The 26125-nt window shown below is 57.1% G+C and carries 19 protein-coding genes and 3 tRNA genes; 16 read left to right on the top strand and 6 right to left on the bottom strand.

What is annotated here, in order from left to right; all coding sequences use genetic code 11:
* Window positions 1-162 precede the first annotated feature (162 nt).
* From AXW11_RS03805 to AXW11_RS03820, 4 genes are all read left to right on the top strand, one after another.
* Window positions 163-2529, top strand: coding sequence for a DUF1631 domain-containing protein (locus AXW11_RS03805; protein WP_091643916.1), 2367 nt, complete (start codon window positions 163-165; stop codon window positions 2527-2529).
* A 142-nt stretch (window positions 2530-2671) separates the two neighbouring features.
* Complete coding sequence (gene ampD / locus AXW11_RS03810; RefSeq protein ID WP_258955224.1) at window positions 2672-3262, top strand: 1,6-anhydro-N-acetylmuramyl-L-alanine amidase AmpD; 591 nt, start codon at window positions 2672-2674, stop codon at window positions 3260-3262.
* Complete coding sequence (locus AXW11_RS03815) at window positions 3262-4149, top strand: CobD/CbiB family protein (protein ID WP_036206711.1); 888 nt, start codon at window positions 3262-3264, stop codon at window positions 4147-4149. The genes ampD and AXW11_RS03815 overlap by 1 nt, the downstream gene beginning before the upstream one ends.
* Before the next feature lie 104 nt (window positions 4150-4253).
* Window positions 4254-6305, top strand: coding sequence for a methyl-accepting chemotaxis protein (locus tag AXW11_RS03820; protein ID WP_177190653.1), 2052 nt, complete (start codon window positions 4254-4256; stop codon window positions 6303-6305).
* A 32-nt stretch (window positions 6306-6337) separates the two neighbouring features.
* Here AXW11_RS03820 and AXW11_RS03825 read toward each other — a convergent pair whose 3' ends face one another.
* The 4 genes from AXW11_RS03825 to AXW11_RS03840 form a co-directional block, all read right to left on the bottom strand.
* Entirely contained in the window at window positions 6338-7282 is a 945-nt protein-coding gene (locus AXW11_RS03825; protein ID WP_052479538.1) for a ketopantoate reductase family protein, read from the bottom strand.
* A gap of 3 nt (window positions 7283-7285) precedes the next feature.
* Complete coding sequence (locus tag AXW11_RS03830) at window positions 7286-10156, bottom strand: valine--tRNA ligase (RefSeq protein ID WP_041335022.1); 2871 nt, start codon at window positions 10154-10156, stop codon at window positions 7286-7288.
* 262 nt (window positions 10157-10418) lie between these two features.
* Window positions 10419-10892 (bottom strand): DNA polymerase III subunit chi, encoded by a 474-nt coding sequence (locus tag AXW11_RS03835; RefSeq protein ID WP_075195264.1) that lies wholly within the window; start codon window positions 10890-10892, stop codon window positions 10419-10421.
* Window positions 10879-12372, bottom strand: coding sequence for a leucyl aminopeptidase (locus tag AXW11_RS03840; protein ID WP_091643913.1), 1494 nt, complete (start codon window positions 12370-12372; stop codon window positions 10879-10881). The genes AXW11_RS03835 and AXW11_RS03840 overlap by 14 nt, the downstream gene beginning before the upstream one ends.
* Before the next feature lie 210 nt (window positions 12373-12582).
* On the opposite strand from AXW11_RS03840, the gene lptF reads away from it, so the two are divergent.
* Together lptF and lptG are read left to right on the top strand one after the other, a co-directional pair.
* Window positions 12583-13686 carry an LPS export ABC transporter permease LptF gene (gene lptF, locus AXW11_RS03845; protein WP_085681073.1) on the top strand — a complete coding sequence of 368 codons (1104 nt, stop codon included), beginning with the start codon at window positions 12583-12585 and terminating at the stop codon, window positions 13684-13686.
* On the top strand, window positions 13679-14740 hold the full coding sequence (gene lptG / locus AXW11_RS03850) for an LPS export ABC transporter permease LptG (RefSeq protein WP_041335024.1): 1062 nt from the start codon (window positions 13679-13681) through the stop codon (window positions 14738-14740). The genes lptF and lptG overlap by 8 nt, the downstream gene beginning before the upstream one ends.
* On the opposite strand, the gene AXW11_RS03855 is transcribed toward lptG, so the two are convergent.
* Window positions 14741-15280 (bottom strand): RDD family protein, encoded by a 540-nt coding sequence (locus AXW11_RS03855; protein WP_036206731.1) that lies wholly within the window; start codon window positions 15278-15280, stop codon window positions 14741-14743.
* A gap of 130 nt (window positions 15281-15410) precedes the next feature.
* Here AXW11_RS03855 and alaS point away from each other — a divergent pair, with 130 nt between their 5' ends.
* The 6 genes from alaS (at window position 15411) to AXW11_RS03885 (ending at window position 20247) form a co-directional block, all read left to right on the top strand.
* The gene (gene alaS / locus AXW11_RS03860) at window positions 15411-18041 is read left to right on the top strand and encodes an alanine--tRNA ligase (RefSeq protein ID WP_091643910.1); all 2631 of its coding nucleotides are present in this window, start codon (window positions 15411-15413) and stop codon (window positions 18039-18041) included.
* Window positions 18042-18144: 103 nt separating this feature from the next.
* A complete protein-coding gene (locus AXW11_RS03865) occupies window positions 18145-19380 on the top strand; it encodes an aspartate kinase (protein WP_075195259.1) in 1236 nt (411 codons plus the stop codon).
* Between the two features lie 184 nt (window positions 19381-19564).
* Window positions 19565-19762, top strand: coding sequence for a carbon storage regulator CsrA (csrA, locus tag AXW11_RS03870; RefSeq protein ID WP_007155535.1), 198 nt, complete (start codon window positions 19565-19567; stop codon window positions 19760-19762).
* A gap of 149 nt (window positions 19763-19911) precedes the next feature.
* Window positions 19912-20002: transfer RNA gene (locus tag AXW11_RS03875), tRNA-Ser, on the top strand.
* A gap of 51 nt (window positions 20003-20053) precedes the next feature.
* Window positions 20054-20130, top strand: a tRNA-Arg gene (locus AXW11_RS03880).
* A 40-nt stretch (window positions 20131-20170) separates the two neighbouring features.
* Window positions 20171-20247: transfer RNA gene (locus tag AXW11_RS03885), tRNA-Arg, on the top strand.
* Window positions 20248-20290: 43 nt separating this feature from the next.
* Here AXW11_RS03885 and AXW11_RS03890 read toward each other — a convergent pair.
* Entirely contained in the window at window positions 20291-20827 is a 537-nt protein-coding gene (locus tag AXW11_RS03890; protein WP_036206740.1) for a DUF2058 domain-containing protein, read from the bottom strand.
* 115 nt (window positions 20828-20942) lie between these two features.
* Here AXW11_RS03890 and dbpA point away from each other — a divergent pair, with 115 nt between their 5' ends.
* The 4 genes from dbpA (at window position 20943) to AXW11_RS03910 (ending at window position 25972) form a co-directional block, all read left to right on the top strand.
* Window positions 20943-22316, top strand: coding sequence for an ATP-dependent RNA helicase DbpA (gene dbpA / locus AXW11_RS03895; RefSeq protein WP_041335028.1), 1374 nt, complete (start codon window positions 20943-20945; stop codon window positions 22314-22316).
* Between the two features lie 223 nt (window positions 22317-22539).
* Window positions 22540-22791 carry an OadG family protein gene (locus AXW11_RS03900; protein ID WP_036206745.1) on the top strand — a complete coding sequence of 84 codons (252 nt, stop codon included), beginning with the start codon at window positions 22540-22542 and terminating at the stop codon, window positions 22789-22791.
* 42 nt (window positions 22792-22833) lie between these two features.
* Window positions 22834-24624 (top strand): sodium-extruding oxaloacetate decarboxylase subunit alpha, encoded by a 1791-nt coding sequence (gene oadA, locus AXW11_RS03905; protein ID WP_075195257.1) that lies wholly within the window; start codon window positions 22834-22836, stop codon window positions 24622-24624.
* Window positions 24625-24637: 13 nt separating this feature from the next.
* On the top strand, window positions 24638-25972 hold the full coding sequence (locus AXW11_RS03910; RefSeq protein ID WP_369810904.1) for a sodium ion-translocating decarboxylase subunit beta: 1335 nt from the start codon (window positions 24638-24640) through the stop codon (window positions 25970-25972).
* The last annotated feature ends 153 nt before the right edge of the window (window positions 25973-26125 follow it).

Raw genomic sequence — 26125 nt, forward strand, 5'->3', positions numbered from 1 at the left:
ATAGGCCACAGCCAGATTCGCCAAACGTGGAAAGGTGGGGGTGCTAAACTGTGACAACCATCACTTAGACACAAAAGGTGACAAATTCTGACACAAGGTGACGTGGGTAAGGCCTAAGATGTGCAATAACACATTTCTCCAGCTATCACCCGGAGCAGCCGAATGGCGCAGGATAACAAGGTTGTAAGTCTCAAAGGCCAGAAGCTTCCTGACAGGTTTTCCCTGCCGGGCTCTCTGGTGCGCCTGCGTGACGTATCGGGTCAGTCACTGAAGTCTGTACTGTCTGGTTTTTTCGACAAGGCGGACGACGCGCTTTTTGAGCTGGCGGACAAGGCTGGAACCAACCAGGATCAGACCGCGTACTTTGACGCCATGCGTGAGTTGAGGCTGCGGCGCAAGAACATGACCGTGTCGGTGCTGCAGTACGTCAGCCGCGCGTTCAATGACATCGGCTCGTTCAAGCCGGGTGGTGGCAGTGGCACCCTGGATGAGGTGGACCAGGACTCGCTGGCGTTGCTGGACCATTCCGATCTGGAGCAGCAGGTCGCTATCGACAACCTGATCAACAAACTGCGCAACCAACACGCGGAGGTTATACGCCTGCTGAATGTGCGGGTTGCTCACCTGCTGCCCTCGGTGCGTCTGGAAGATAGCCAGATGCCCCTGAGCCCGGAGGTGATCTGCGGAGGGGTTGCGGAAGCCTGTTCCGATCTGGATATCGATATCCGTGCCAAGCTGGTGGTGCTTAAACTGTTTGACCGCTTACTGGTGGGGGTTCTGGGTGATTTCTACAAGGATGCCAACAAAACCCTGATCGCCGAAGGGGTGCTGCCCGACATGCGTCGCCCGCCGGTCGGTGGCCAGGGCGCGTCTGGCAAATCCGCCCCGGCTGGGGGGCGGACTGCTGGGACGCTGTCAGCGAGCTCGGAGTCAGATGCGTCGGGGCCGCTCACGACGCCATCCGACGATGTGCGGGCAACGTTTTCTGAACTGAGTGCTCTGTTGCACCAGGGGCAGAGTTCGAGCGAGTACGGCACAGAAAACAGTGGTGTGCCCAGCGCCGGCGCGCTCGATACCCGTACACTGATGACACGGCTTCACGAAATCCAGTCTCAGTCAGTCCATTGGGGGCAGGGTGAGGTTGTGCCTCTGTCAGAGCAACTACAGCAGGTGTTCCGGTCGGAAACCGGGAAGAAACATGATGTCGGCCAAGTGGACAGCGACGTTATCAATCTCGTGTCGATGTTGTTTGATTTTATCCTGGAAGACCGTCAGCTCCATCCGGTGATGAAGTCCGTGATCGGGCGCCTTCAGATTCCCGTACTCAAGGTGGCGTTGAGCGACAACAATTTCTTTAACCGGGGCGGACATCCGGTACGGAAGCTGCTGAATGAACTGGCCATGTCTGCTATCGGTTGGACCGAGAAAAAGGCCGGCCAGCGTGATCCGCTACGAGACAAGATCGAGTCGGTGGTTGATCGCGTGCTTAACGAATTTACCGACAACGTCGATATTTTCAGTGAGTTGCTCAGCGATTTCGGCCATTTCATGGATTTGGACCGTCGTCGCAGGGAGCTCGTGGAGCAGCGTCTGCGTGATGCTGAGGAAGGCAGGGCCAAGCAGGAGCGGGCATCCAAAGCGTCTGAGAACCTGCTGAACGAACAGATTACCGGTCGGGATCTGTCTCCTCCGGTCGTCACACTGTTGAATGAGGCGTGGGCAAAGTATCTACAGTGGATCGTGCTGCGTGAGGGTGAAGACAGTGAGCGCTGGGATGAGGCGTGTGACCTTACCCGGCAACTCGTATGGAGTGTTGATCCCAGGCCCATCAACGACAACACTCGCAGCGAGCTGCTGCGGTCGATTCCGGGAATCGTGGACGGTCTGAGAAACGCCCTGCAGGAAATTTCGTGGGACCCGTTTGCCACCGACGCCGCCATAAGAGACCTTGAACTGGCTCACGTGGACGTGTTCCAGCGCCTTGTCACCACAACCCGCCCTGCTGTGGCGCCCGAACCTGAACCTCAGGCTGCGACCCAAAAGGTGGAGGCGGAACCGTCTGTGGTCTCCAGGGATATGTCGGATACCGCGCCCAAAGCTCCAGAGAAAGTGGAGCGAACGACTGAGCGCGTAATGGCAGGCGCCTCCGAGCCCTCGGACGCCACCACGTCTGTATCTGCTAGCCCCGTGCCAAGCCCTGAAGAGCCGGCTGCAGAGGAATTGGTCGAGAGCTCCGGGGCAAATGTCGAGCTTCAATGGCTGGAACGGGCTGATGGCCTTCGTGTTGGCTCCTGGGTTGAGCTGACCCGTGATGGCAACAAAACACGCTGCAAGCTGGCCGCGTTTATCAAGGCGACGGGCAAGTACATCTTCGTTAATCGCAGTGGTGCCAAGGTGGCGGAATATCAGCGTGAAAACCTCGCACTGGCGCTCGCTGCGGATGAGATCTCCATGTTGGACGACGGCCTGATATTCGACCGGGCGCTGGAATCCATCATCGACAACCTTCGCAGTAGCCGCAAGGACTGATCGTATAGCAAGACCGGAGACTTTGTGCTTCAATCAGGGGCATCAAAGCAACAACGGCGAACGCATCGGTGGTCCGGTCTGTTCGCCCCGGCCTGTTGGAACCACATTGTCTGAAACCATCCCTTCGCGCAACACCATTGACCTGTCGCCACCGGCTGTCGCCGGATTACGGACGACCGGTTGGGTAGCCGGCGCCCGTTGGTGCCCGTCTCCAAATTTTGGCAAACGCCCCGAAGGGGCGGCAATATCCCTGTTGGTTGTTCATAACATCAGCCTTCCTCCCGGGCAGTTCGGAGGCGATGCCATCGAACGGTTTTTCTGCAACCAACTGTCCCCCTCAGAGCACCCCTATTTCGAGACCATCGCCGATATGAAGGTTTCGTCACACCTGCTGATCCGCCGGGATGGCGAATGCCTTCAGTTCGTCAGCTTGTTGGAGCGCGCGTGGCATGCCGGGCGGTCCTGCTTTCAGGGCCTGGAAGAGTGCAACGATTATTCAATCGGCATTGAGCTGGAGGGCGCGGATGACATTCCATACACCGCAGCTCAGTATGAGGTGCTTGCTGACGTGTCAGCATTGATCATGAAATCGTGGCCGGCCATCACGCCAGAGAGGATCACCGGGCACAGCGATATCGCACCCGGTCGCAAAACCGATCCAGGCCCGGCTTTTGACTGGCCCCGATATCGGCAACTGCTTGGTACAGGGCGTGGCAACGGAGCGGATAACTGATGGTATTGGTGGTGTTTCTGCTCGCTTACCTGGTGAGACGCAAGCTGGATGCGGCCAACGCCTGGTCTTCTGAGACGTTGTGGCGTTCCGCGTTTAACCGGGGAGGCGCTGAAAGGTCTGGTAACGAGGCAGGCCTATGGAAGGGGCTGGTTATTATTCTTGTGCCCTCGCTGATTCTGGCCGCCGGGGAGTACTATCTGCACACCATTGGCTGGCGCATGGCCGCGTATCCATTGGAGTTTTTGCTGATGGTGTTGTTGATGGGTGCGCCGGGTTGGCGGGCGCGCCTGGAGGTTTACAGTGAATCCTGGGCCAGGGGCGACATGCAGTCCGCTTGGCATCACGTTATGGATATTTTACCGGCTGAGGAACGGGGCGCGGCAACGTCGCCCGATGAGATGCATCTGGCTTTGTCACGAACGCTGATGGTCAGCGTCTTCGAGCGTTTTTTTCTGGTCGCTTTCTGGTATGCCGTTGGCGGTATTGCGGCTGCCTTCTTTGCGAGGGGAGTTGTCGCGTTAAGGGATCACTGGCCGCAGGTGGCAGCGAGACCAGGGTTTGCCGCGCTGGCGGAGATACTCAATTGGCTTCCCTCACGACTACTGTCCTTCACGTTTGGAGTCGCAGGTGATCTTGCCGGCTGGATGAAAGAAGGGAAACGAAGACTGTTTGATTTTAGCCTCAGAACCAACCAGCTATTGATGGGCGCCGCGAGCGCGGCATTGACGGGCTATGCACTGGACCCGGAACGGTTCTCAAAGATCCATCCGGACGAATGGGCGGGCTTTGGTGGCCGCAGCCTGGAGGCCATCCGGGATTTGCTGAACCGAAGCATGCTGGTCTGGATCTGCATCCTTGCGCTGCTGGTTATTGCCGGTGTGCGCTGATCACGACATTTTGACAAAAATTACATTTTTACGCCGAAAAACACTCAAGTTTGTAGTACTTTAGTCGACAATATAAACAAATAGAATAAAGTTCCATCCTTTCGATGCTTTCTGTGGGGGTACACGTGAACCAGCTTATCAAGCCTGCAGTAGCGCTGATGAATCGGCTGCCGATGTTCTACAAATTCAGCCTGATCAGTGTGTTGTTCCTGCTTCCCATTATTGCCCTTTCCTGGTTGGTTATCAGTGAACTGAACCGGTCGGTTGATACCATGACCCGGGGCGTGGAGGGGTTGGAGCAGCTCGAAAAGGTGGATACGCTGCTGGCAGAGTCCATGGCATACCGGGATTTTCGTGCCCCCGGCAAGATCAAGGATGACAATGAACTGCTCTCACAGTCCGCAGAGTCGTCAGAAACGATTGATAGAATTCTTGAGGAACTGGTTAACGCAGAGGCTCGTTTTGATGAGTCCGGTAACTGGTCCCAGCAGGTGGCGATGCTGGTGGAAGAGTGGCAAACACTCAAATCGACTGACAGTTATCAGGGCAATATCGACCCCCAGTTCAAGTATTATCAGGAGTTCGTCCAGAAAGTGCGGGCGCTCTTGTCCGCGACCATTGAAATTTCCGGCCTGGGGCAGGACGCATCCCGGGAAAACCTGCTGCTTCTGGGGCTTTTGCGTGAGTCGCTGCCGGATGCCCGCAGCATCATTGGCCGGGCCAGGACGTTCGGGACCTTTGCGCTCATCGACGGGCAGGTGGGCTACAATCTCAGTGACGCTCTTAATGAAATCTATGACGAACTGACCAACCGCGCATCACTGCTCGGGCCTGCACTGACCGTATCGATGGATGCATCGCCGACCCTGGAGAAAACGACAGGTGATGCTGTCGAGGGCATTCTCGAGAGTCTGGTGGTTGTGCGTGACGAGCTGGATGCCAACATCATCACGCCCATGCGCCTCGAGTTACCCTGGCGGGATTTCAACCGCACCATCGAAAACCAGCTTGCCCATTACGATGCGCTCAAGGCTGGAATTTTTGACGTCGTTGGCGCAAACCTGAACTCACGCCTGGAGGGCGAGCTGCAGCAACGGCAGTTGATTATTGCCGCATTGGTAATTGTCCTGTTGGTGGTGGTTTACCTCTACGTCGGCTTCTTTATGTCGGTACGTACGGCTATTAATCGTTTCAGCACGGCAGCAAGGTCCGTGGCTGAGGGCGATATGACGACTCACATCCAATTGGATAATCGTGATGAATTGGGTGAGCTGACTACCGAGTTCAACAACATGACGGACCGGATTGCCGAATTGATCCGCTCAGTGAGCAGCACTACATCGGACGTCGATCGGCAGGCCACTCGTGTCAACGATACCGCGGCTGCGAACAGCGAGGCCGTTGCGCGGCAGATGGAGGAGTCCGGCCAGATCAACGAAGCCATGAACCAGATGGTGGAAGCGGTCAATGAGGTTACTGAGAGTGCTCATCGCGTGTCTGATAGCGCTGGCGCGGCTGAAGAGGATACCGAGAGAGGCCGCGGAGTGGTTGCGGATACCGTCGCCACCATCAACCGTCTTGCCACCGAAATCTCCGGCGCGGTTGATGTCATCAACCGGGTAAACGCCGACAGCGATAACATCAGCCAGGTTCTGGTCGAAATCAAGGCGATTGCGGAGCAGACCAATCTCCTGGCATTGAATGCGGCCATCGAGGCTGCGCGCGCCGGTGAGCAGGGCCGTGGTTTTGCGGTGGTGGCAGACGAAGTACGTTCACTGTCACAGCGTACCCACAAATCGACTGAGGAAATCGAGGGTATGATCACCCGGTTGCAGAGCGGCGTGAAGGAAGCCGTTGCGGCCATGACCAACAGCCATGACGTGACTGAAACCACGGTGAAGAAATCGGCGGAAGTGACGGAAGCGCTGGACCGGATTGCCCAGGGGATTTCGACCATTGTTGATATGAGCCACCAGATCGCACAGGCGGCCGAGGAGCAGTCTGCCGTGGCGAAAAACGTCAATACCAACGTTGAACAGATCAGTGTCCTGGGTGAGAAAACGGCAGATAACGCCGAGGAAACCCTGGCATCGTCACGGGAAATGTCACAACTGACTGCATCCCTGCAGCGCCTCGTGGAAGCGTTCAGGGTCTGACATTCGGGATCTGAAGGGTGTGCTCCTGAGATCTATGGCGATAGCTGTTTAATACAGTTTGTCAGCATCTGGTTTGTCGGAACATCAACGCCCAGCGCATGCCCGCGCCCGACGATATATCCATTGATAAAGTCAATTTCGGTAGGGCGGCCCCGCCGCCTGTCGCTGCGCATGGATGAGGTATTCCGCGCCGTTTTGCGGGCAACCGTTTCGATGCGTTCGCGAATTGTGATTGATGGCAGGGCTTTTCCAATATCCTCCTTCATCACCTTCGAGATTTCGTCGCACAACTCATCGATGTGTTCCCGGTAGAACGGGTCGGCGAGGATGTCACCGTTCGGGCAGTCGAGGATTGCCGTAAAGGCATTGATACCCGCATTGATGATCAGTTTGTCCCACAGCCGCCTCTGAATGTCTTGCTCTGCGTGAACCGTCAACCCGCTGGTGCCAAGCGCCGTTACTACCTGCGTCAGATGCGTCGTCGCACTCTTGGTTAATGGGCCAACCCAGGTTTCGCCTTTGCCGGCGTGGACTGTGCAGCCTGGTGCTGGGCGGTTCGCCCCTTCGGTGGTGCTGGCGGCCAGGATCGGTCGTTGTGGCCAACGCTCGGCGACCGCTTGCTGGCAGCCCAAGCCGTTCTGGAACAGGACGATGGGAGTATCTGGGGAAAGGTCATGGAGGTTGGATTCAATGGCACCGAGCGTATCGCCCGCCTTCGTGGTGACCATCAACAGTGAGGGGGGTGCCTCGGTGGCGAGCAGGTAGGGAACTGTGACAACTTCCTCCGGGCCTTCGAACCGCCGGAACGTGTAAGTCAGTGCGGGTTTACCTGTTTCCGGGGTAACCTTGCGACGAGGGATAAACGTTACCGTCCCGGTGGGCAGGTAGCCCGCCCAGAGTTGGCCCATGGAGCCTGCTCCGAGAATGGCGATGCGGCCATTCCCGGACAGCCCCTGATTATTCCCTGGCGTGGCCATGGGTTACATGGCCTCGATGGCGGCCCGTTGCTCGCTGAGCCGGCTCATGCTGCCCTGGGCATCGCTGAGCTTTTCCTTCTCTTTTTCTACCACCTCTGCGGGCGCCTTGGCAGTGAATTTCTCGTTGCCAAGTTTTCCTTCCAGTCGGCCAACTTCTTTTTGCAGTCGCTCCAGTTCCTTGTCCAGTCGCTTGAGTTCGGCATCCTTGTCAATCAGACCGGCCATGGGCACCAGCACTTCCATCTCGCCAACCAACTGGGTGGCTGACATGGGGGCTTCGCCTTCGGTAAACCATTCCAGGCTGTCCAGGCGCGCCAGTGATGACAGGAACTGTCGGTTCTCGTCCAAGCGGCGTTTGTCGTCTGGGTTTTTACCACGCAGAAGCACCGGGATGGCTTTTGCCGGGGAGATGTTCATCTCGCCGCGGATATTCCGAACAGCGACAATCACGCCTTTCAGCCATTCAATATCGGCGGCTACCGCAGAGTCCTGCTTGTTGGCATCTGGCTGGGGGAAGGGTTGCAGCATAATGCTGTCACCACTCTTACCGGCCAGGGGTGCGATGCGCTGCCAGATTTCTTCGGTGATGAACGGCATCATCGGGTGCGCCAGGCGAAGGACCGCTTCCAGCACCCGTACCAGGGTGCGGCGGGTGCCACGTTTGGCTTCCGCACTGGCGTTGTCGTCGTTCAACGCCGGCTTGGAGAGTTCCAGGTACCAGTCGCAGTATTCGTTCCAGATGAACTCATACAGGGCGTACGCGGCCAGGTCGAACCGGTACTGGTCAAGATGGCGGATCACGTCCTGCTCGCAGGTTTGCAGCTCGCTGATGATCCAGCGGTCTGCCAGCGACAATTCCACGGCCTCACCGTTGACGCCGCAATCCTCGCCCTCGGTGTTCATCAGCACGTAACGGGCAGCGTTCCACAGCTTGTTGCAGAAGTTACGATAGCCTTCAAGGCGCTTCATGTCCCAGTTGATGTCGCGGCCGGTGGTCGCCATGGCGGAGAGAGTGAAACGCAGGGCATCCGTACCATGAGCGGTAATGCCTTCCGGGAACTCCTTCCGGGTGCGCTTCCCGATCTTCTCGGCCAGTTTGGGCTGCATCAGGTTGCCAGTGCGTTTCTCCAGCAGGTCATCGAGCTCGATGCCGTCGATCATGTCCAGTGGGTCAATCACGTTGCCCTTGGACTTGGACATCTTGTCGCCGTGCTCGTCGCGGATCAGGCCGGTCACATACACGGTCTTGAACGGTACCTGTGGGGTGCCGTCCTCGTTTTTCATGAAGTGCATCGTCATCATGATCATCCGGGCCACCCAGAAGAAAATGATGTCAAAACCGGTCACGAGAACGTTGGTGGGGTGGAAGGTTTTCAGCCGCTCGGTGATTTCCGGCCAGCCCAAGGTGCCGAAGGTCCACAGGGCGGAGCTGAACCAGGTGTCGAGCACGTCGTCGTCCTGGTTCAGCTGCAGGTCGGCGGCAAGGTTGTGTTTCTGGCGCACTTCCTCTTCACTACGGCCGACATAGATATTGCCCTCGGCGTCGTACCAGGCAGGAATACGGTGGCCCCACCAAAGCTGGCGGGAGATGCACCAGTCCTGGATGTCACGCATCCAGGCGAAGTACATGTTTTCGTACTGCTTGGGCACGAACTGGATACGACCGTCTTCGACCGCTTCGATCGCCGGCTTTGCCAGGGTTTTGGCGTCGGCGAACCATTGGTCGGTCAGCATGGGTTCGATGATCAGGCCGGAGCGGTCGCCCCGGGGAACGCTCAGCACGTGGTCTTCGACTTCCTGTACCAGGCCTTCGGCGTCCATATCCGCCACGATCTGCTTGCGGGCCTGTTCGCGGGTAAGGCCGGCGTACGCAGCCGGCAGGCTGCCGTCCACATCGGTGTTTTCAGTGCCATCGGCGTTGACCACTTCGGCTACATCGCGGATGCAGGCGTCCTGGGTCATGACGTTGATCATTACCAGGTTGTTGCGCTTGCCCACGGCGTAGTCGTTAAAGTCGTGGGCGGGGGTGATCTTGACGCAGCCACTGCCTTTTTCAGGGTCGGCGTGGGTGTCGGCGAGAATGGGAATGCGTCGGCCTACCAGCGGGAGGTCAACGAATTTGCCAATCAGGTGCTGGTAGCGCTCATCGTCCGGGTGCACGGCCACAGCAGTATCGCCAAGCATGGTTTCCGGGCGAGTAGTCGCCACCACTAGATAGTTCTTGCCATCCTGCGTCTTTTCGCCGTCGGCCAGCGGGTAGCGAAGGTGCCAGAAAAAGCCTTTCTCTTCCTTGTTCTCGACCTCAAGGTCGGAAATGGCGGTATGCAGCTTCGGGTCCCAGTTGACCAGGCGCTTGCCACGGTAGACCAGGCCTTCGTCGTACAGACGGATGAACACTTCCTGCACGGCTTTGTAGAAACCGTCGTCCATGGTGAAACGCTCATGGTCCCAGTCCACCGAGTTACCCAGACGGCGGATTTGGCCGGTGATGGTGCCACCGGAATGTGCCTTCCAGTCCCAGATGCGCTTGATGAATTCTTCCCGGCCAAGGTCATGACGGGTTTTGTCTTCTTCCGCCGCGAGCTTGCGTTCAACCACCATCTGGGTGGCGATACCGGCGTGGTCGGTGCCTACCTGCCAAAGGGCGTTGCGGCCCTGCATGCGTTTGAAGCGGGTGAGCGTGTCCATAATGGTGTGCTGGAACGCATGGCCCATGTGGAGGCTGCCGGTGACGTTGGGCGGTGGGATAGCGATGCTGAAGGATTCGCCTTCGCCCCCCTCCGCCTTTTCTGAACGGGGGCGGAAGTACCCTTTGGACTCCCAGTTTTCGTACCACTGGCGCTCGATGTTTTCTGGCTGGTAGGTTTTTTCCATGGGTTTCTGCTGGTGACCGTTTGGTTGATTCACAAGGGAAATTCAAGGCGTCTGATTATACATGCTCACTTGGGTTGCGGCGAACCTTGGGGTGCAGGGGCATGGGGATAGTTTGAATTTCGGAAAGAAAAAGAACTCGCTGCGCTCAGACACCTTTTTGCTGTCCGAAATTCAAACTACCCCCATACCCTTATGGAGTCCGAGTTGTCTCGGCTGTGTTCAATGGTTTTGTCTGGGTATGATTGTGAGCCTGTTTTACGTCTCACCGCTTCCTTTGGTCATGCACTCGAGGCTCAATTCCCAATGCCCGTAACTGCTTGAAATGCGATCGTGCCTGACTCAACACCGTTTCGTCGTTATGGGCAACCAGCGCCAATCGTTTAAACCGGTCTGCGTCCGCAGGCAGGGTGGATGAGAGGATGATCACCGTGTCCCAGTCTTCCGCTACCGGTTGGCAAAGCAATATCCCAACGGGATCAGTGCAGGTCGTGGCGGAGTCCGGCACGATGCTGTGGGGTATAAAAGCCTCGGGGCTGAAGTTCCAGAGCAGGTCGTCCAGTTCCTGAGCCTGTTGCATGGTGTCACAGACGACGCCCACGCGGTCTCCCTGCTGGCGCGCCTTGTCCACCAGTTTGGCGGTATGGAGATTGCGAGCCGCAGGGGTATTCTGGGCGAGGATGTGGAACCAGTAGGACTGGTTCCGTTCATCCTGTGAGCCCGGATTACTTTCCGGCATGGGACATCAGGTAGTCGACCAGCATGGGTACCGGGCGGCCAGTCGAGCCTTTGGCTTTGCCGGAGAGCCAGGCAGTACCTGCAATGTCCAGGTGGGCCCAGGGGTAGTCCTTGGTGAACCGGGACAGGAAGCAGGCAGCGGTGATGGTGCCGGCCGGGCGACCACCAATGTTCTGCATGTCAGCAAAGTTGCTGTCGAGCTGGCTCTGGTATTCGTCCCACAGAGGCAGGCGCCAGGCGCGGTCGCCAGCGCGTTCACCAGCGGCCAGCAGTTCGTTGGCCAGGGTGTCGTTGTTGCTCAGCAGGCCGGTGGCATGGCTGCCCAGGGCGATGATGCAGGCGCCAGTCAGTGTGGCCATGTCGACGACCACTTCCGGGTCGAATTTCTTGACGTAGGTGAGGGCGTCGCACAGTACGAGGCGGCCTTCTGCGTCGGTGTTCAGGATTTCGATGGTCTGGCCAGACATGGAAGTAACAATGTCACCCGGGCGTGTCGCAGTGCCGCTGGGCATGTTCTCGGCGGCGGCGATTACGGCAACCACGTTGATTTTCGGTTTGGTCTCGGCAATGGTTTTCATGGCGCCGAACACGGCGGCGGCGCCACCCATGTCGTACTTCATTTCATCCATGCCTTCGCCGGGCTTGAGGCTGATGCCGCCGGTGTCAAAGGTAATGCCTTTGCCCACGAGGACGTAAGGCTTGTCTTTCGCCTTGCCGCCACGGTATTCCATTACGATCAGTTTGGCGGGTTGGGCGCTGCCGGCAGACACGGACAGTAAGCTGTGCATGCCCAGCTTTTGCATCTGCTTTTCGTCCAGCACGTCGGTCTTGATGACGTCGTTGTCTTTGGCCAGTTTCTCAGCCTGCTCAGCCAGCCAGGTGGGATGGCAGATATTCGGCGGTGTGTTGCCCAAATCCCGGGTGAAATTCATACCACGGCCGGTAGCCAGACCAAGATTGAAGGCGTCCTTCAGGGCCTTTCCGGCGGAGGAGGCAGCAACGGTCACCTTCGTCAGTTTGCGTTGTGATGGTTTCTCGCTCTTGAATTCGCTGAACCGGTAGAACTGCTCTTCCAGGGTGCGGCCGATCAGGTTCAGGCGTGCCGTTTCCGAACTGGTGGCGTCGTCACCGGTGACAAGGGTGTCGCTCAGGCCGACCAGTACGTGTTTGGATGGGCCATCCTTGATCTGGCTGGCCATGGCGATCAGCGACTTGCGGTAGTTGGCGGGGGAGCGATCCTTGTCGGCGCCGGTGCCAACGACCAGCAGGCGAGCCCAGGGCCGGCCTTCGAGTGGAACGAGCAGGGTGGTTGCATTTTTACCGGTAGCATCCCCGTTCTTCTGCAGGGTCTTGATCAGTCCGCCCAGGGCTTCGTTTGCTTGGGTCGTGGAGGCAGGCCAGTCACCTTTTTCCGGCAGGGCAACAACCAGGCAATCCGCTTTGGTATCCGAAATGGGCTTACTGCTCAGAGTAAAATTCATAGCAACTCCCGTTGGTTATTCTGATGGAGGACAGGCCCGGCCTCGGGCTTGAATGTCCGAATGCCTATAGCATTGGGGTTTGGGGGTAAATTATCAAGCGCTGACAGGTTGTTAACGCCTGTGCTCTGTCATTCGGCACCAAGGTTACTTAGAATACGGCGAATCCCGATTTCCATCGACTCCGGTCGCATCCGGCTCTGAGAGACCGATTTGAGCATCGTTTTCCGATACCTAACCCGCCAGGTGATCATCAGCATGCTTGCTGTATCCGGCATTCTGTTGCTGGTGTTCATGAGCGGCCGGTTTATCAAGTATCTGGCGGAAGCCGCTGCCGGTGAGCTGGCGGGCGATGTGTTGTTCCAGATTATGGCTTACCGTTTTCCCGGTTTCCTGGAGCTGATCCTGCCCCTGGGCTTTTTCATTGGCATCCTGCTGGCGTACGGGCGCATGTACCTGGAAAGTGAAATGACGGTACTGTTTGCCTGTGGTGTGAGCGACAAGCAGCTGTTGATGAAAACACTTCTTGGCAGTATTCCGGTGATGTTGGTGGTGGGGGCCATGAGCCTCTATGTGTCTCCCTGGGGCATGAAGAAAGTCGAGGGGATCTTCAACGAGCAACGCCAGGCGACGGAATTTGAGATGTTGGCGCCGGGACGCTTCCAGTCGTTGTCGTCTGGCGAACGTGTGACTTACACGGAAGCGCTGAGTGAAGACAAGCGTCGGCTTGAGGGTGTGTTCATTGCCGAGCACAGTGAAGACGGCAAGGGGCTTACCATCATTACCGCCCGGGAAGGGTCCCAGTTTATTGACGAGCAAACCGGCAGCCGCTTCCTGGTGCTCGAAGATGGTGCCCGTTTTGAAGGCTTGCCGGGGCAACTGGCGTACGACGTCACCGGGTTCGAAGCCTACGGGCTCAAGATCCGCAGTGGCAGTGCGGGTGAGAAAGAGCTGGAGGAAGGGCTTGCGACCTCCGCCTTGATGGCGTCGGATGATCCGGAGCACCGAGCCATGCTGCACTGGCGGTTCACACTGCCGCTCATCGTGCCGATTGTCACCCTTCTGGCTGTGCGCCTTAGCCGGGTGAATCCCCGGCAGGGGCGATTCTTCCACTTGTTGCCGGCCATGCTGGTCTATATCACTTACCTTGGTTTGCTCATCGTGGCCCGTGATGCCCTTGAAGGCGGCAAGGTGCCCGAATGGATCGGGTTGCTATGGGTGCACGCCCTGTTTCTGGCCCTCGGGTTATGGCTGCAGTTCGGGCCTGCCTGGCTCTACCGCCGGCGCCTGCTGAAGGAGGCTCGGCAACATGCGTAAGATCGATCGCTATGTGATGAGCACGGTGGGTGGTGCCATGTTCCTGGTGATGCTTGTGGTGCTGTCCCTGGACCTGATCTTCGCATTTATCGCCGAGTTGGACGACGCGGAAAACGATTACCAGACGCTCCAGGCGTTGCTCTATGTGCTGATGACATTGCCGCGGCGCATCTATGACTACCTCCCGCTTGGCGCCTTTATGGGGTGCCTGGTCGGCCTCGGCACCATGGCGAGTTCGTCGGAGCTCACGGTTATCCGGGCCGCGGGCGTTTCTCTCAAACGGATTGTCTGGTCTGCCATGAAGCCGACCCTGGTGGTAGTGGTTCTTGGTGTGCTGATTGGCGAGTACATCGCGCCACCGGCTGAGCGGATGGCACAAAGCCAGAAGACCGTGGCCCAGGGCGCGGGTGAAAATATTGCTTCTGCCTCGGGCATCTGGCACCGGGAGGGTGATGTGTTCATGCATCTGAATGCGGTTCAGCCCAACGGCGTCTTGCACGGGGTGTCGCTGTTCAGATTTGATGAGGAACGTTGGCTGGTGTCCGCCAGTTTCGCTGAAAGAGGGATCTATCAGGGCGATCACTGGCTGTTGGAAAACGTGGCCACTACCAGGCTAAGCGGTGAAAAAACCACCCAGGAAACCCATCGGGCCCTGCGATGGGAAACCGGTCTGTCGCCCAGCGTTCTCAGTGTGCTGATTGTAAAGCCGGAGGACCTTGCGATCTCCGGTCTCTATACCTACGCGAGCTATCTGGGAGAGCAGGGTCTGAATGCCGCCAACTACTGGTTGGCGTTCTGGAAAAAAGTGCTTATGCCACTGGGCACCGCAGTCATGGTGCTGGTCGCGATCTCTTTCGTTTTCGGCCCGCTCCGGTCCGTTACCATGGGGTTCCGGGTTTTTACGGGCCTGATTGTCGGGCTGTTGTTCAAGTACATGCAGGATCTGCTGGGCCCCATGAGCCTGGTGTTTGGTTTCAACCCGGTGCTGGCAATCGTCCTGCCAATCGCGATTAATGCGGTGGTTGGTGCGGTACTGATGAAAAGGGCCGGATAGCTACTTCTTTTTAGTCTCTTTGGGGACAGTGGCAACGATACTGCCAGAAGCGCGGTCAGTCAGCGACAACCCATTGATCGGGTAGAACAGCGCCAGGATCGCCGGGATAGTCACGAAGAGAGTCGCTGCGTTCAGGTAATAGGCACCCAGCAGCGCGACGAACAGGATAGCCGCCGCGGCCACGTATCGCTTCAGGGCTTGTGTCCAGGACACGGACGTGCCGTCCAGGTTTTCAATGCGAATACGCCACACCTGCATGCCGAGTGTCTGGCCGTTTTTGGTCCAGAAGTATCCAAAGAACAGATACAGCGCCAGGAACAGCACAAATGTGAGCAGTGGGTCTGCCTTCAGAGTCCCCGCTTCCGCCATGGCTTCATATTGGTCCCACCCGGTGACCCAACCCGCTACAAGGGTGTACATCCAGGTAGTTACCAGTAGCACCGCTATGCTGATCAACGAATCGTAAATCACCGCCATCAGTCGCTTGATGAATGCAGCGGGAGGAAGGAGTTCCTCAGCGGTATGAAAGCGGCGGGGCATGGCTTCTCCTGTGATGTTTCACGTTTTTCCTGTTCTCGGCGTGTGCTAGAGTAGCGGATTTGCAAGCGCATGTAAGTATGTGTCTTTAAACGCGGACCCGCACGGGTTTATAGAAGGGTATCAAAGGGCTATGAAAACCGCAGAGTTGCGACAGGCGTTTCTCGATTACTTCAAACAGCAGGGCCACACTATTGTGCCGAGCAGTTCACTGGTGCCGGCGGACGACCCGACCCTGTTGTTTACCAACGCGGGAATGAACCAGTTCAAAGACGTGTTCCTGGGTCGCGAAGCCCGCGATTACAGCCGGGCGACAACCACGCAGAAGTGCGTGCGTGCAGGTGGTAAACACAATGACCTTGAGAACGTAGGCTATACAGCGCGCCACCATACCTTTTTCGAAATGTTGGGTAACTTTAGCTTTGGCGACTACTTCAAGCGTGAAGCCATCAATTTTGCCTGGACCTTCCTGACCGGCGACGACTGGCTGAAGCTGCCAAAGGAAAAACTGTGGGTCACCGTTTACGCGTCCGACGACGAAGCCTTTGATATCTGGAATCAGGAAGTTGGTGTTCCGGCAGATCGAATCGTGCGGATTGGCGACAACAAGGGCGCCCCATACGCATCTGACAACTTCTGGCAAATGGGCGATACCGGTCCCTGTGGTCCCTGTACCGAAATCTTTTACGACCACGGTCCTGATGTGGATGGTGGTCCTCCCGGTAGCCCGGAAGAAGACGGTGACCGCTACATCGAAATCTGGAACGTGGTGTTCATGCAGTACAACCGCCAGGCGGACGGTGAGATGCTGCCCCTGCCCAAGCCCTCGGTGGATACCGGTATGGGTCTGGAACGCATCACCGCGGTGCTGCAGGGCGTTCACAGCAACTACGAAATTGACCTGATGCAGGACCTGCTCAATGCAGCCTCCGACATCCTTGGCGGCGTTGAAACCACAGAAGCGTCGCTACGCGTGGTGGCGGATCACATCCGCTCCTGTGCCTTCCTGATCTCCGACGGTGTCATGCCGTCCAACGAAGGGCGTGGTTTCGTACTGCGCCGTATCATTCGCCGGGCTGCGCGCCATGGCAACAAACTGGGTGCCACGCAGCCTTTCTTCCACAAGCTGACTGGCGCTTTGGTTGAGCTGATGGGCGGTGCCTTCCCGCAACTGGTCAGCAGCCGCAAGCAGATTGAAAAGGTGCTGCTGCAGGAAGAGGAGCAGTTTGCCAAGACTCTGGACAAAGGCCTGCGCCTGCTTGAACAGGACATTGCGGCGCTCAAGAGTTCCGAAATTCCGGGCGAAACCATCTTTACCCTGTACGACACCTACGGTTTCCCGGTTGACCTGACCAACGACATTGCCCGTGAGCGTGGCCTGACCCTGGACTACGATGGCTACGAGAAAGCCATGGAGCGCCAGCGCGAGCGTGCCCGCGCGGCGAGCAAATTCGGCATGGATTACAATGCAGCCGGTTTGAACATTGAAGGGTCTACCGAGTTTACCGGTTACGAACATATCGACGGCCACGAAACCATTCGCACCGTGATAGTGGGTGGTGAAGAGAAAACGGCCCAAGCCGGCGATGAAGCGGTTCTGGTGCTGGAACGCACGCCGTTTTACGCGGAGTCAGGCGGTCAGGTGGGCGATACCGGCCTGCTGACCTGGAGCGGTGGCCGCTTCAAGGTGATCGACACCCAGAAAGAGGGCAGCAATCACCTGCATATCGGTACCGTGATTGAAGGCGAGTTGTTCCCGGGTCTGGAAGTGGATGCCCGCATCGACCACGCTCGTCGTGAGCGGACCAAGAAGAACCACTCCGCAACCCACCTGATGCATGCCGCGCTCCGTAATGTGCTGGGCGAGCACGTTACACAGAAAGGCTCACTGGTGGATCCTGACAAACTGCGGTTCGACTTCTCCCACTTTGAGGCGGTAACACCGGAACAGTTGCGGGAAATCGAGCGTCAGGTTAATGAGCAAATATTGGGTAACACCCCGGTTGAGACCGAAATCACCGATATGGAACAGGCCCAGGCCAAAGGTGCCATGGCGCTGTTCGGTGAAAAGTATGGCGATACCGTCCGAGTCCTGAGCATGGGCTCTGACGCATACTCCGTGGAACTGTGCGGTGGCACCCATGTGGCGCGTACCGGCGACATCGGGCTGTTCCGTATCACATCGGAGAGCGGTATTTCATCGGGCGTTCGCCGTATCGAAGCCGTCACTGGGTTTGGCGCTCTGGAATGGGTTGAGGAAACCGAGCAAACCCTGCGGGAAGCTGCAAAGCTGGTCAAAGGCTCGCGTGAGTCCCTGGTCGAGAAAGTTCAGCAGACGCTGGATCGCAATCGACAGCTGGAGAAGGACATCAATGCTCTCCAGGCGAAGCTGGCAAGCTCTGCTGGTAGCGATCTGGCCAGTTCTGCCGTGGATGTGGCTGGCCTTAAAGTGGTGGCCTCTGAAATGGAAGGCGCGGATCGCAAAGCGCTGATGGAAACCGCCGACCAACTCAAGAACAAGCTGGGCGAGGGTGTTGTGGTGCTGGCCAGTGTTGAAGACGGCAAAGTGACACTGGTGGCCGGTGTCACCAAATCGGCGACTGGCAGGATCAAGGCCGGAGATTTGATGAAGTATCTGGCGGCTCAGGTTGACGGTAAAGGTGGCGGTCGTCCAGATATGGCCCAGGGTGGCGGAAACGACCCATCAAAACTGGCGGATGCCCTGGCAGGTGTTCCTGCCTGGGTTGAGAAAAATATTGCATAGATAACTGTATCCAAAATGGGCAGGTGTATATAATCTCGCCCATTTGGTCGTCTGAGGTGGGGCGCTGCCCCGCTGTCTGTCCACGTTTGGTATCGGGAAAGAAATGGCGCTCTTGGTTCAAAAATTCGGTGGCACTTCGGTGGGCACCACAGAACGGATTGAAGCGGTTGCAGAAAAGGTATGCCGCTTCCGCAAGGAAGGTCATGACGTGGTGGTTGTGGTATCTGCCATGAGTGGGGAAACCAACCGTCTTATTGGTCTGGCCAACGACATCATGGAAGAACCCACGCCCCGGGAAATGGACGTGCTGGTCTCGACCGGGGAGCAGGTGACCATTGCTCTGTTGTCCATGGCGTTGCAAAAGCGCGGCTGTGATGCGCGCTCTTATACCGGTGCCCAGGTTCGAATTCTGACCGACAGCAGCCATACCAAGGCGCGCATCAAGCAGATTGACGAGCAGCGCATGCGGGAAGACCTCAACGCCGGTCGTGTGGTTGTGGTTGCCGGTTTCCAGGGCATTGACGAGAACGGCAGCATCACCACCCTTGGTCGTGGCGGGTCCGATACTACTGCTGTTGCTCTCGCTGCGGCATTGAAGGCTGACGAGTGTCAGATCTACACTGATGTAGACGGTGTCTATACCACTGACCCACGGGTAGTGGACAGCGCGCGCCGGCTGGAGCGAATTACGTTTGAAGAAATGATTGAGATGGCCAGCCTGGGCTCCAAGATTCTTCAGATTCGCTCGGTGGAATTTGCAGGCAAATACAATGTTCCTTTAAGGGTGCTCTCCAGCTTTGAGGAAGGCGAGGGTACCCTGATTACACTTGAGGATGAAAACGCCATGGAACAACCGGTTGTCTCCGGCATAGCCTTTAACCGTGATGAAGCGAAACTGACGATCGCCGGTGTACCGGATACCCCGGGCAGCGCCCTGCGTATACTTCAGCCGATCAGCGATGCCAACATTGAAGTCGACATGATCGTACAGAACGTGGGTGCGGATAACCGCACGGATTTCACCTTCACCGTGCATCGCAACGACTTCAAGCGTGGCCAGGCCATTCTGCAGCGGGTGTCCGACGAACTGGGTGCCCGTGAAGTTAGCGGCGACAGCAAGATTGCGAAGGTCAGTATTGTGGGTGTGGGTATGCGGTCTCATGCCGGCGTTGCAACTAAAATGTTTGCAGCACTGTCTAATGAAGGAATCAATATCCTGATGATCTCCACGTCTGAGATTAAAATCTCCGTGGTGATTGACGAAAAATATCTTGAGCTGGCCGTTCGGGCACTGCATAGTGCGTTCGAACTGGACAAGCCCGGGGTAGAGGAAGCCTGAAAATACGCGAACATAAAAGCCGGTTCGCATTGGTTTTCCGAAAAAAGGGCATCATTTGCAGGCTTTTGCTTTTATAAGTACGTATAAGTGATTGTGCGGCTTTTGATTGGCAAGTGATCCCACTATAAAAGTAAGCAGTATACATTTGTCGGAACAGGTAGCTCTGGATAAGGGAGTAAAGGACATGTTGATATTGACCCGCCGTGTTGGCGAAACCCTGATGGTCGGTGATGAAATCACCGTAACCGTCCTTGGGGTGAAGGGGAACCAGGTTCGCATTGGTGTAAACGCCCCCAAAGAAGTGGCGGTTCACCGCGAAGAAATCTATCAGCGAATTCAGAGCGAGAAAGGCTCTGAAGAGCCGGAGCCCGGCAACAGCTGAGAGTGACAAAAAGCCGTTCGAGGGAAACCCGAACGGCTTTTTTGTGTCTCCCGAACGGCTTTTCTGAACCTATGGGAGCGCGGTTCGAAAAAACTCGTGTCAACCCTATGAAATCAGAAAAATTATGGTAGTATACGCCCCGTTCTCAAGGAGAGGTGGGTGAGTGGCTGAAACCAGCTCCCTGCTAAGGAGCCATACGCATTGCGCGTATCGAGGGTTCGAATCCCTCCCTCTCCGCCATTTCTTTTCGGAGAAGAAAGAGAACATTGCTGAATCTGGAAGTATGAATGCGCGGCTGTAGCTCAGCTGGATAGAGTACCTGGCTACGAACCAGGCGGTCGGAGGTTCGAATCCTCCCAGCCGCGCCACTTATACCAAGTTCGCCATTTTCAGTAGGCACTGTTTTTAGCGGCTGTAGCTCAGCTGGATAGAGTACCTGGCTACGAACCAGGCGGTCGGAGGTTCGAATCCTCCCAGCCGCGCCATATTAAACAAAAAGCCCCGCCGAGAGCGGGGCTTTTTGTTGCCTTACCACATTAGATCGTCGGGGATCTCATATCCGGCATAAGGGTCATCATCCCCCTGATCGTCACTCTTGCGGTCATGCAACACCACCACGGCACTTTCGTCCCGCTCCATGATCTTGCGGGCTACGCCCTCGGCTACCACTTCGTAGGCGTCGTTCACGAAGACAATAGCCAGCCTTCCCCGTGACAGTTGATCCACCATGGTGTCGTCCACAAAGAGCTTCTTGATTTTCTTGTCGTGGACAAACTGATAAGAGGTCTCACCTCGCGAGCGATCAAGACGATTGGTTTCCACCAGTTGCCGAATCTGGGCCTGGATGGCCTTTTTCTCAGCCTGCTTCTGGCGCTCAAGGTTTAATTGCCGATCCCGTTCTGCTTTCTCTTCCCGTGCCTGACGGGCACGAATCTCCGCTTCATTGACCTCAACCGCTCCCTTGGGCTGTTGTTTGCGTTTTTTATGTTTCTCGTTGCGAATGGCTTTGGCCTTTTTCTCGTCGGCCAGGCCGGCTTTCAACAACTGATCCTGTAGTGATGGCATGAACGGCTCCGTGAGTGTCTGCAATTTCTGGTAAACTTGGCCCCAAGTATACGCCCGCAGCGCTGCTGGTCGAACCCATCCTTTATTTATCCATTTGCCCCCGGGAATTTCTTTTATGCCGTCATTCAGTCAGTTGGGCCTTTCCGAGCCAATGCTCGCGAACCTGTCGAGGCTTGGCTTTGAAAATCCGACACCGATTCAGTCCGGCGCCTTGCCTCATGCTATGGCAGGTAAGGACTTGATCGCCATGGCGCAGACCGGAAGCGGCAAGACGGCGGCGTTTGGCATTGGCCTGGTGGAAAGGCTGAATCCGCGACGCTTTTCGGTGCAGGGGCTGGTACTTTGTCCCACACGTGAACTGGCGGACCAGGTGTCGAAGTCGCTGCGTGAGCTGGCAAGGGCCCGTGACAACGTAAAGATTCTGTCACTGTGTGGTGGCGTGGCTATCGGCCCCCAGATTGGCTCCCTCAGCCACGGCGCTCATATTGTGGTGGGTACTCCAGGGCGCATTCAGGATCATTTACGAAAGGGCACTCTGAAGCTGGACCAGCTCACAACCCTCATCCTGGATGAGGCGGACCGGATGCTGGATATGGGGTTCCAGGACGCGGTGGAAGACATCATCAGCCAGGCGCCCGCAAAACGGCAGACCCTGATGTTCTCGGCGACGTGGCCCGAGAATATCCGCAAGTTGAGCGAGCAATATCAGCATACGCCGGCTGACGTCCGGATTGAGAGTCAGGCTGTTGAATCCGATATTACCGAGCGATTCTACGAGATCGCACCCGGGCAGCAAGTCCAGGCCGTCGCGGCGCTATTGTCGTTACACCAACCAGCGTCCTGCATTGCCTTCTGCACCACGAAACAGCAATGTGATGATGTCGCCAATGAGCTGAACGGCCTCGGGTTTGCGGCGCTCCCGCTTCACGGTGATCTGGAGCAGAGGGATCGTGACAGTGTTCTGGTTCGTTTCGGCAACCAGAGCTGTTCCGTGCTCGTGGCGACCGATGTGGCGGCCCGCGGTCTGGATATAAAATCTTTGCCGTTAGTGGTTAATGTGGAGCCGGCCAGGGACCCGGAAGTACATACTCACCGAGTCGGTCGAACCGGCCGGGCCGGGGAGCAGGGGCTGGCGGTCACCTTCTGCACCCCGTCGCAGGCCCATAAGATTAACCGGCTGGAATCCGGGCGTAAGCAAGCCGTGACCTGGGGGGATACAGACAAGCTGCTGAAAACTGCGTTGCAGCCGCTGGAGCCGGCGATGAGAACCCTGTGTATAGCGGGTGGGCGCAAAGACAAAGTCCGGCCAGGAGATGTGCTTGGTGCGCTGACCGGTGAGGCTGGGCTGCCCGGGGCCGTTGTAGGCAAGATCGATCTATTCGATTTTCAGTGTTTTGTGGCAGTGGAGAAGGCATCAGCCGCCACGGCTCTGAAAAGGTTGGAGCAGGGGCGTATAAAGGGCCGGAAAATGCGTGTGCGGTATGCATGAATGAGAATGATTTTTGCCCACTCCAGGCCCGTCAGTACGGGCCAGAGAGCTCGGAAACCACCTATTGAAACCGCCAATTAGGTTGCTCAGTGAGTCGGAAAACGGTAAATTACGCGGGATTTTGCCCCCCGAACTGTCCGAATGGCTGGTAAAACCACGCTCCTGGCGAGGCCTGGCCAAGGGCTCGGGAAAATCAACAACTCAATACAGGTAGCTATTTGTTATGAGTGAGCTAATGTCACAAGCCATCGATCTGATGGTCGCAGGCATGGGGTTTGTCTTCGTATTCCTGATCATATTGGTGTTTGCAACCCTGCTCATGTCAAAACTGGTCCATCGGTTCGGCCCGCCTGAACCCGTTGCTCCGGCCCGTACTCCACGTGCAAGGCCTTCGGCGCCATCGTCGGTTGATCCTGACACCGCTGAAGCGATTAAAAAAGCGATTGCACAATACCGGTCACGCCACAAGAAGTGACCTGGCAGATAGATTAGAACCTTTAAACAGAAGGCTGACACGATGACTGACACAAAGAAACCGCTGGGGATTACGGACGTTATCCTGCGTGACGCCCACCAGTCCCTGCTTGCCACCCGCATGCGGCTTGACGACATGCTGCCCATTGCCGAGAAACTCGACAAGGTTGGTTTCTGGTCTTTGGAATCCTGGGGCGGAGCTACCTTCGACTCCTGCATCCGTTACCTGGGCGAAGATCCCTGGGAGCGCATCCGTGAACTGAAAAAGGCCATGCCTAACACCCAACAGCAAATGCTGCTGCGTGGCCAGAACCTGCTGGGTTACCGTCATTACGCCGATGATGTGGTCGACCGTTTCTGTGAGCGTGCTGCCGAGAACGGCGTAGACGTGTTCCGGATTTTCGACGCCATGAACGATCCGCGTAACCTGGACCGTGCCATCAAGGCCGTTCGTAAGACTGGCAAGCATGCCCAGGGCACCATCGCCTACACCACCAGCCCCGTGCACACCATCGAAATGTGGGTTGAAATGGCGAAAGAAGTGGCCGACATGGGCGCGGACTCCATCGCCATCAAGGACATGGCCGGTATCCTTAAGCCTTACGTAGCTTTTGATCTGGTCAGCCGTCTGAAGAAAGAGCTGGATATTCCCATCCATATGCAGTGCCACGCCACCACCGGCATGTCTACCGCCACCGCCATCAAGGCCGCGGAAGCCGGCATCGATAACGTGGACACCGCCATTTCCTCCATGAGCATGACCTACGGCCACTCGCCCACCGAGGCGGTTGTTGCCATCCTGGAAGGCACAGACCGAGACACCGGCCTGGACTTGACCCTGCTTGAGGAAATCGCCAGCTATTTCCGCCAGGTGCGTAAGAAGTACGCGAAATTTGAAGGCAGCCTGCGTGGCACCGATTCCCGCATCCTGATCGCCCAGGTACCGGGCGGCATGCTGACCAACATGGAAAACCAGCTGCGAGAGCAGAACGCGAGCGACAAGTTCGACGAAGTTCTGGATGAAATTCCCAAGGTTCGCGAAGACCTGGGCTTCATTCCGCTGGTCACTCCGACTTCCCAGATCGTGGGTACCCAGGCGGTACTGAACGTTCTGACCGGTGAGCGTTACAAGTCCATCTCCAAGGAAACCTCCGCCATCCTCAAGGGCGAGTACGGCGCTGCGCCGGCGGCCATGAATAAGGAGCTGCAGGAGCGCGTTCTGGATGGCAAGGAAGTGATGACCTGTCGTCCGGCCGATGTGCTTGAGCCGGAAATGGACAAGCTGACCGACGAGCTGAAGAAGCTGGCGGAAGAGAAGGGCATCAAGCTGGCCGACAATGTTGAGGACGACGTGCTGACCTACGCACTGTTCCCGCAGATCGGCCTGAAGTTCCTGGAAAACCGTAACAACCCGGATGCATTTGAGCCGGTTCCGACTGCTGAAGACGCAGCACCTGCCAAGAAAGCTGAAGGCCCGGAAACCTACACGGTCGATGTTAATGGCAAGAAGTATGTTGTTGCGGTGTCCGAAGGCGGTGAAATCAGCCAGATTCAGGGTGAAGGTGGTGCTGCATCCGCACCTGCTGCTTCCTCTTCCGCGCCTGCACCGGCTGCGGGTGAAGGCGAGCCTCTGGTCGCGCCTCTGGGCGGCAATATCTTCAAGGTTCTGGTATCTCCCGGCGACGCCGTGGAAGAGGGCGATGTGCTGATCATTCTCGAAGCCATGAAAATGGAAACCGAGGTTCGGGCACCGAAAGCCGGTACCATCGGCGAAGTCTTCATCAAGGTCGGTGATGCCGTCTCCCCTGATGATGAAATGCTGACAATCGCATAAGGGCCAGCATTCCATGGATAAATTAATGACACTCTGGACAGGTAGTGGCCTGTTCAATATGGAACTTGGCCAGGTGATCATGATCGCCATCGGCCTTCTTCTTCTGTTCCTTGCGATTCGCAAGGGGTTCGAGCCGCTGCTGCTGGTACCCATCGGGTTCGGCGGTATTCTGGCGAATATTCCGGAGGCAGGGCTTGCCCTGACTGCGGCGGAGAACGCGATTCATTTCGCCCTGAAGAGCGACACTACGCAGGTGCTGGCCGCACTGGCTGCGCCGCTGGATGTTGCTTATCAGGCCGGCCAGGCTATTACCCCTGAGCTGAAAGAAGCCTTCAAGGTGGCGGTCAAAGAGGCCAGCTACTCCGACATGGCGATGGCAAATGCCATTGCCCAGGACTTCGGCTATGGCAATGGCATGCTGTATAACTTCTATTCTGTGGTTATCGGTAGCACCATTGGTCCGCTGGTGATTTTCATGGGTGTCGGCGCAATGACGGACTTTGGTCCGCTATTGGCTAACCCCAAGACAATGCTGCTTGGCGCTGCAGCCCAGTTCGGTATCTTCGGAACCGTTTTGGGTGCTGCATTGCTCGATTGGCTGGGTATCCTGGACTTCACCATCCTTGAAGCCGCCGCAGTCGGTATTATCGGTGGTGCGGATGGTCCTACCTCCATTTATGTGTCCAGTGTTCTGGCACCGCACCTGCTCGGGGCGATTGCAGTTTCGGCTTACGCTTATATGGCGATGGTGCCGATGATTCAGCCGCCGATCATGAAGGCGCTGACCAGCCAGAAAGAGCGGGCCATCAAGATGTCCCAGCTCCGCCCGGTGAGCAAGAAAGAGAAGATCGTGTTCCCGCTGGTGGTACTGATTGCGGTGGTTCTGTTCCTGCCTGACGCTGCGCCACTTCTGGGTATGTTCTGCTTTGGTAACCTGATGCGCGAGTGTGGCGTGGTCGAGCGCCTGAGCGATACTGCCCAGAACGCACTGATCAATATCACAACGATTTTCCTGGGCCTGTCGGTTGGCTCCAAGCTGATGGCTGACAAGTTCCTGGATGCGCAGACGCTGGGTATCCTGGGCCTGGGTATTGTGGCCTTTGCTGTGGGTACTGCGTGTGGTGTTCTGATGGCGAAGCTGATGAACCGCTTCACCAAGGAAGCTATCAACCCGCTGATTGGTTCCGCTGGTGTGTCTGCGGTGCCGATGGCTGCAAGGGTATCCAACAAGGTCGGCCTTGAGGCCAACCCGCAGAACTTCCTGCTGATGCACGCTATGGGACCAAACGTGGCCGGTGTTATCGGCTCTGCGGTGGCTGCAGGTGTGATGATCAAGCTGCTTAGCTGATTGTTTCACTTCAGCACCTGAGAGAAGGCCCCGCTTTTGCGGGGCTTTCTTGTTGTGCGCCAGGCATGGCGCGTAGCGCCTTGACGGGCGCTGTTCCGGTACAGGTGGTGCTGGCCGGATGACTTGGGGGTGCAAGTCCCCTGTGGACCCGGC

This window comes from Marinobacter sp. Hex_13 (assembly GCF_001566815.1).
Classification (GTDB): domain Bacteria; phylum Pseudomonadota; class Gammaproteobacteria; order Pseudomonadales; family Oleiphilaceae; genus Marinobacter; species Marinobacter salarius.

Coding starts and splice junctions, on each gene's coding strand:
- AXW11_RS03805 (WP_091643916.1), top strand. CDS start 163: ATGGCGCAGGATAACAAGGTTGTAAGTCTCAAAGGCCAGAAGCTTCCT.
- AXW11_RS03815 (WP_036206711.1), top strand. CDS start 3,262: ATGGTATTGGTGGTGTTTCTGCTCGCTTACCTGGTGAGACGCAAGCTG.
- AXW11_RS03820 (WP_177190653.1), top strand. CDS start 4,254: ATGCTTTCTGTGGGGGTACACGTGAACCAGCTTATCAAGCCTGCAGTA.
- AXW11_RS03825 (WP_052479538.1), bottom strand. CDS start 7,282: ATGGCCACGCCAGGGAATAATCAGGGGCTGTCCGGGAATGGCCGCATC.
- AXW11_RS03830 (WP_041335022.1), bottom strand. CDS start 10,156: ATGGAAAAAACCTACCAGCCAGAAAACATCGAGCGCCAGTGGTACGAA.
- AXW11_RS03835 (WP_075195264.1), bottom strand. CDS start 10,892: ATGCCGGAAAGTAATCCGGGCTCACAGGATGAACGGAACCAGTCCTAC.
- AXW11_RS03840 (WP_091643913.1), bottom strand. CDS start 12,372: ATGAATTTTACTCTGAGCAGTAAGCCCATTTCGGATACCAAAGCGGAT.
- lptG (WP_041335024.1), top strand. CDS start 13,679: ATGCGTAAGATCGATCGCTATGTGATGAGCACGGTGGGTGGTGCCATG.
- AXW11_RS03855 (WP_036206731.1), bottom strand. CDS start 15,280: ATGCCCCGCCGCTTTCATACCGCTGAGGAACTCCTTCCTCCCGCTGCA.
- alaS (WP_091643910.1), top strand. CDS start 15,411: ATGAAAACCGCAGAGTTGCGACAGGCGTTTCTCGATTACTTCAAACAG.
- AXW11_RS03865 (WP_075195259.1), top strand. CDS start 18,145: ATGGCGCTCTTGGTTCAAAAATTCGGTGGCACTTCGGTGGGCACCACA.
- csrA (WP_007155535.1), top strand. CDS start 19,565: ATGTTGATATTGACCCGCCGTGTTGGCGAAACCCTGATGGTCGGTGAT.
- AXW11_RS03890 (WP_036206740.1), bottom strand. CDS start 20,827: ATGCCATCACTACAGGATCAGTTGTTGAAAGCCGGCCTGGCCGACGAG.
- dbpA (WP_041335028.1), top strand. CDS start 20,943: ATGCCGTCATTCAGTCAGTTGGGCCTTTCCGAGCCAATGCTCGCGAAC.
- AXW11_RS03900 (WP_036206745.1), top strand. CDS start 22,540: ATGAGTGAGCTAATGTCACAAGCCATCGATCTGATGGTCGCAGGCATG.
- oadA (WP_075195257.1), top strand. CDS start 22,834: ATGACTGACACAAAGAAACCGCTGGGGATTACGGACGTTATCCTGCGT.
- AXW11_RS03910 (WP_369810904.1), top strand. CDS start 24,638: ATGGATAAATTAATGACACTCTGGACAGGTAGTGGCCTGTTCAATATG.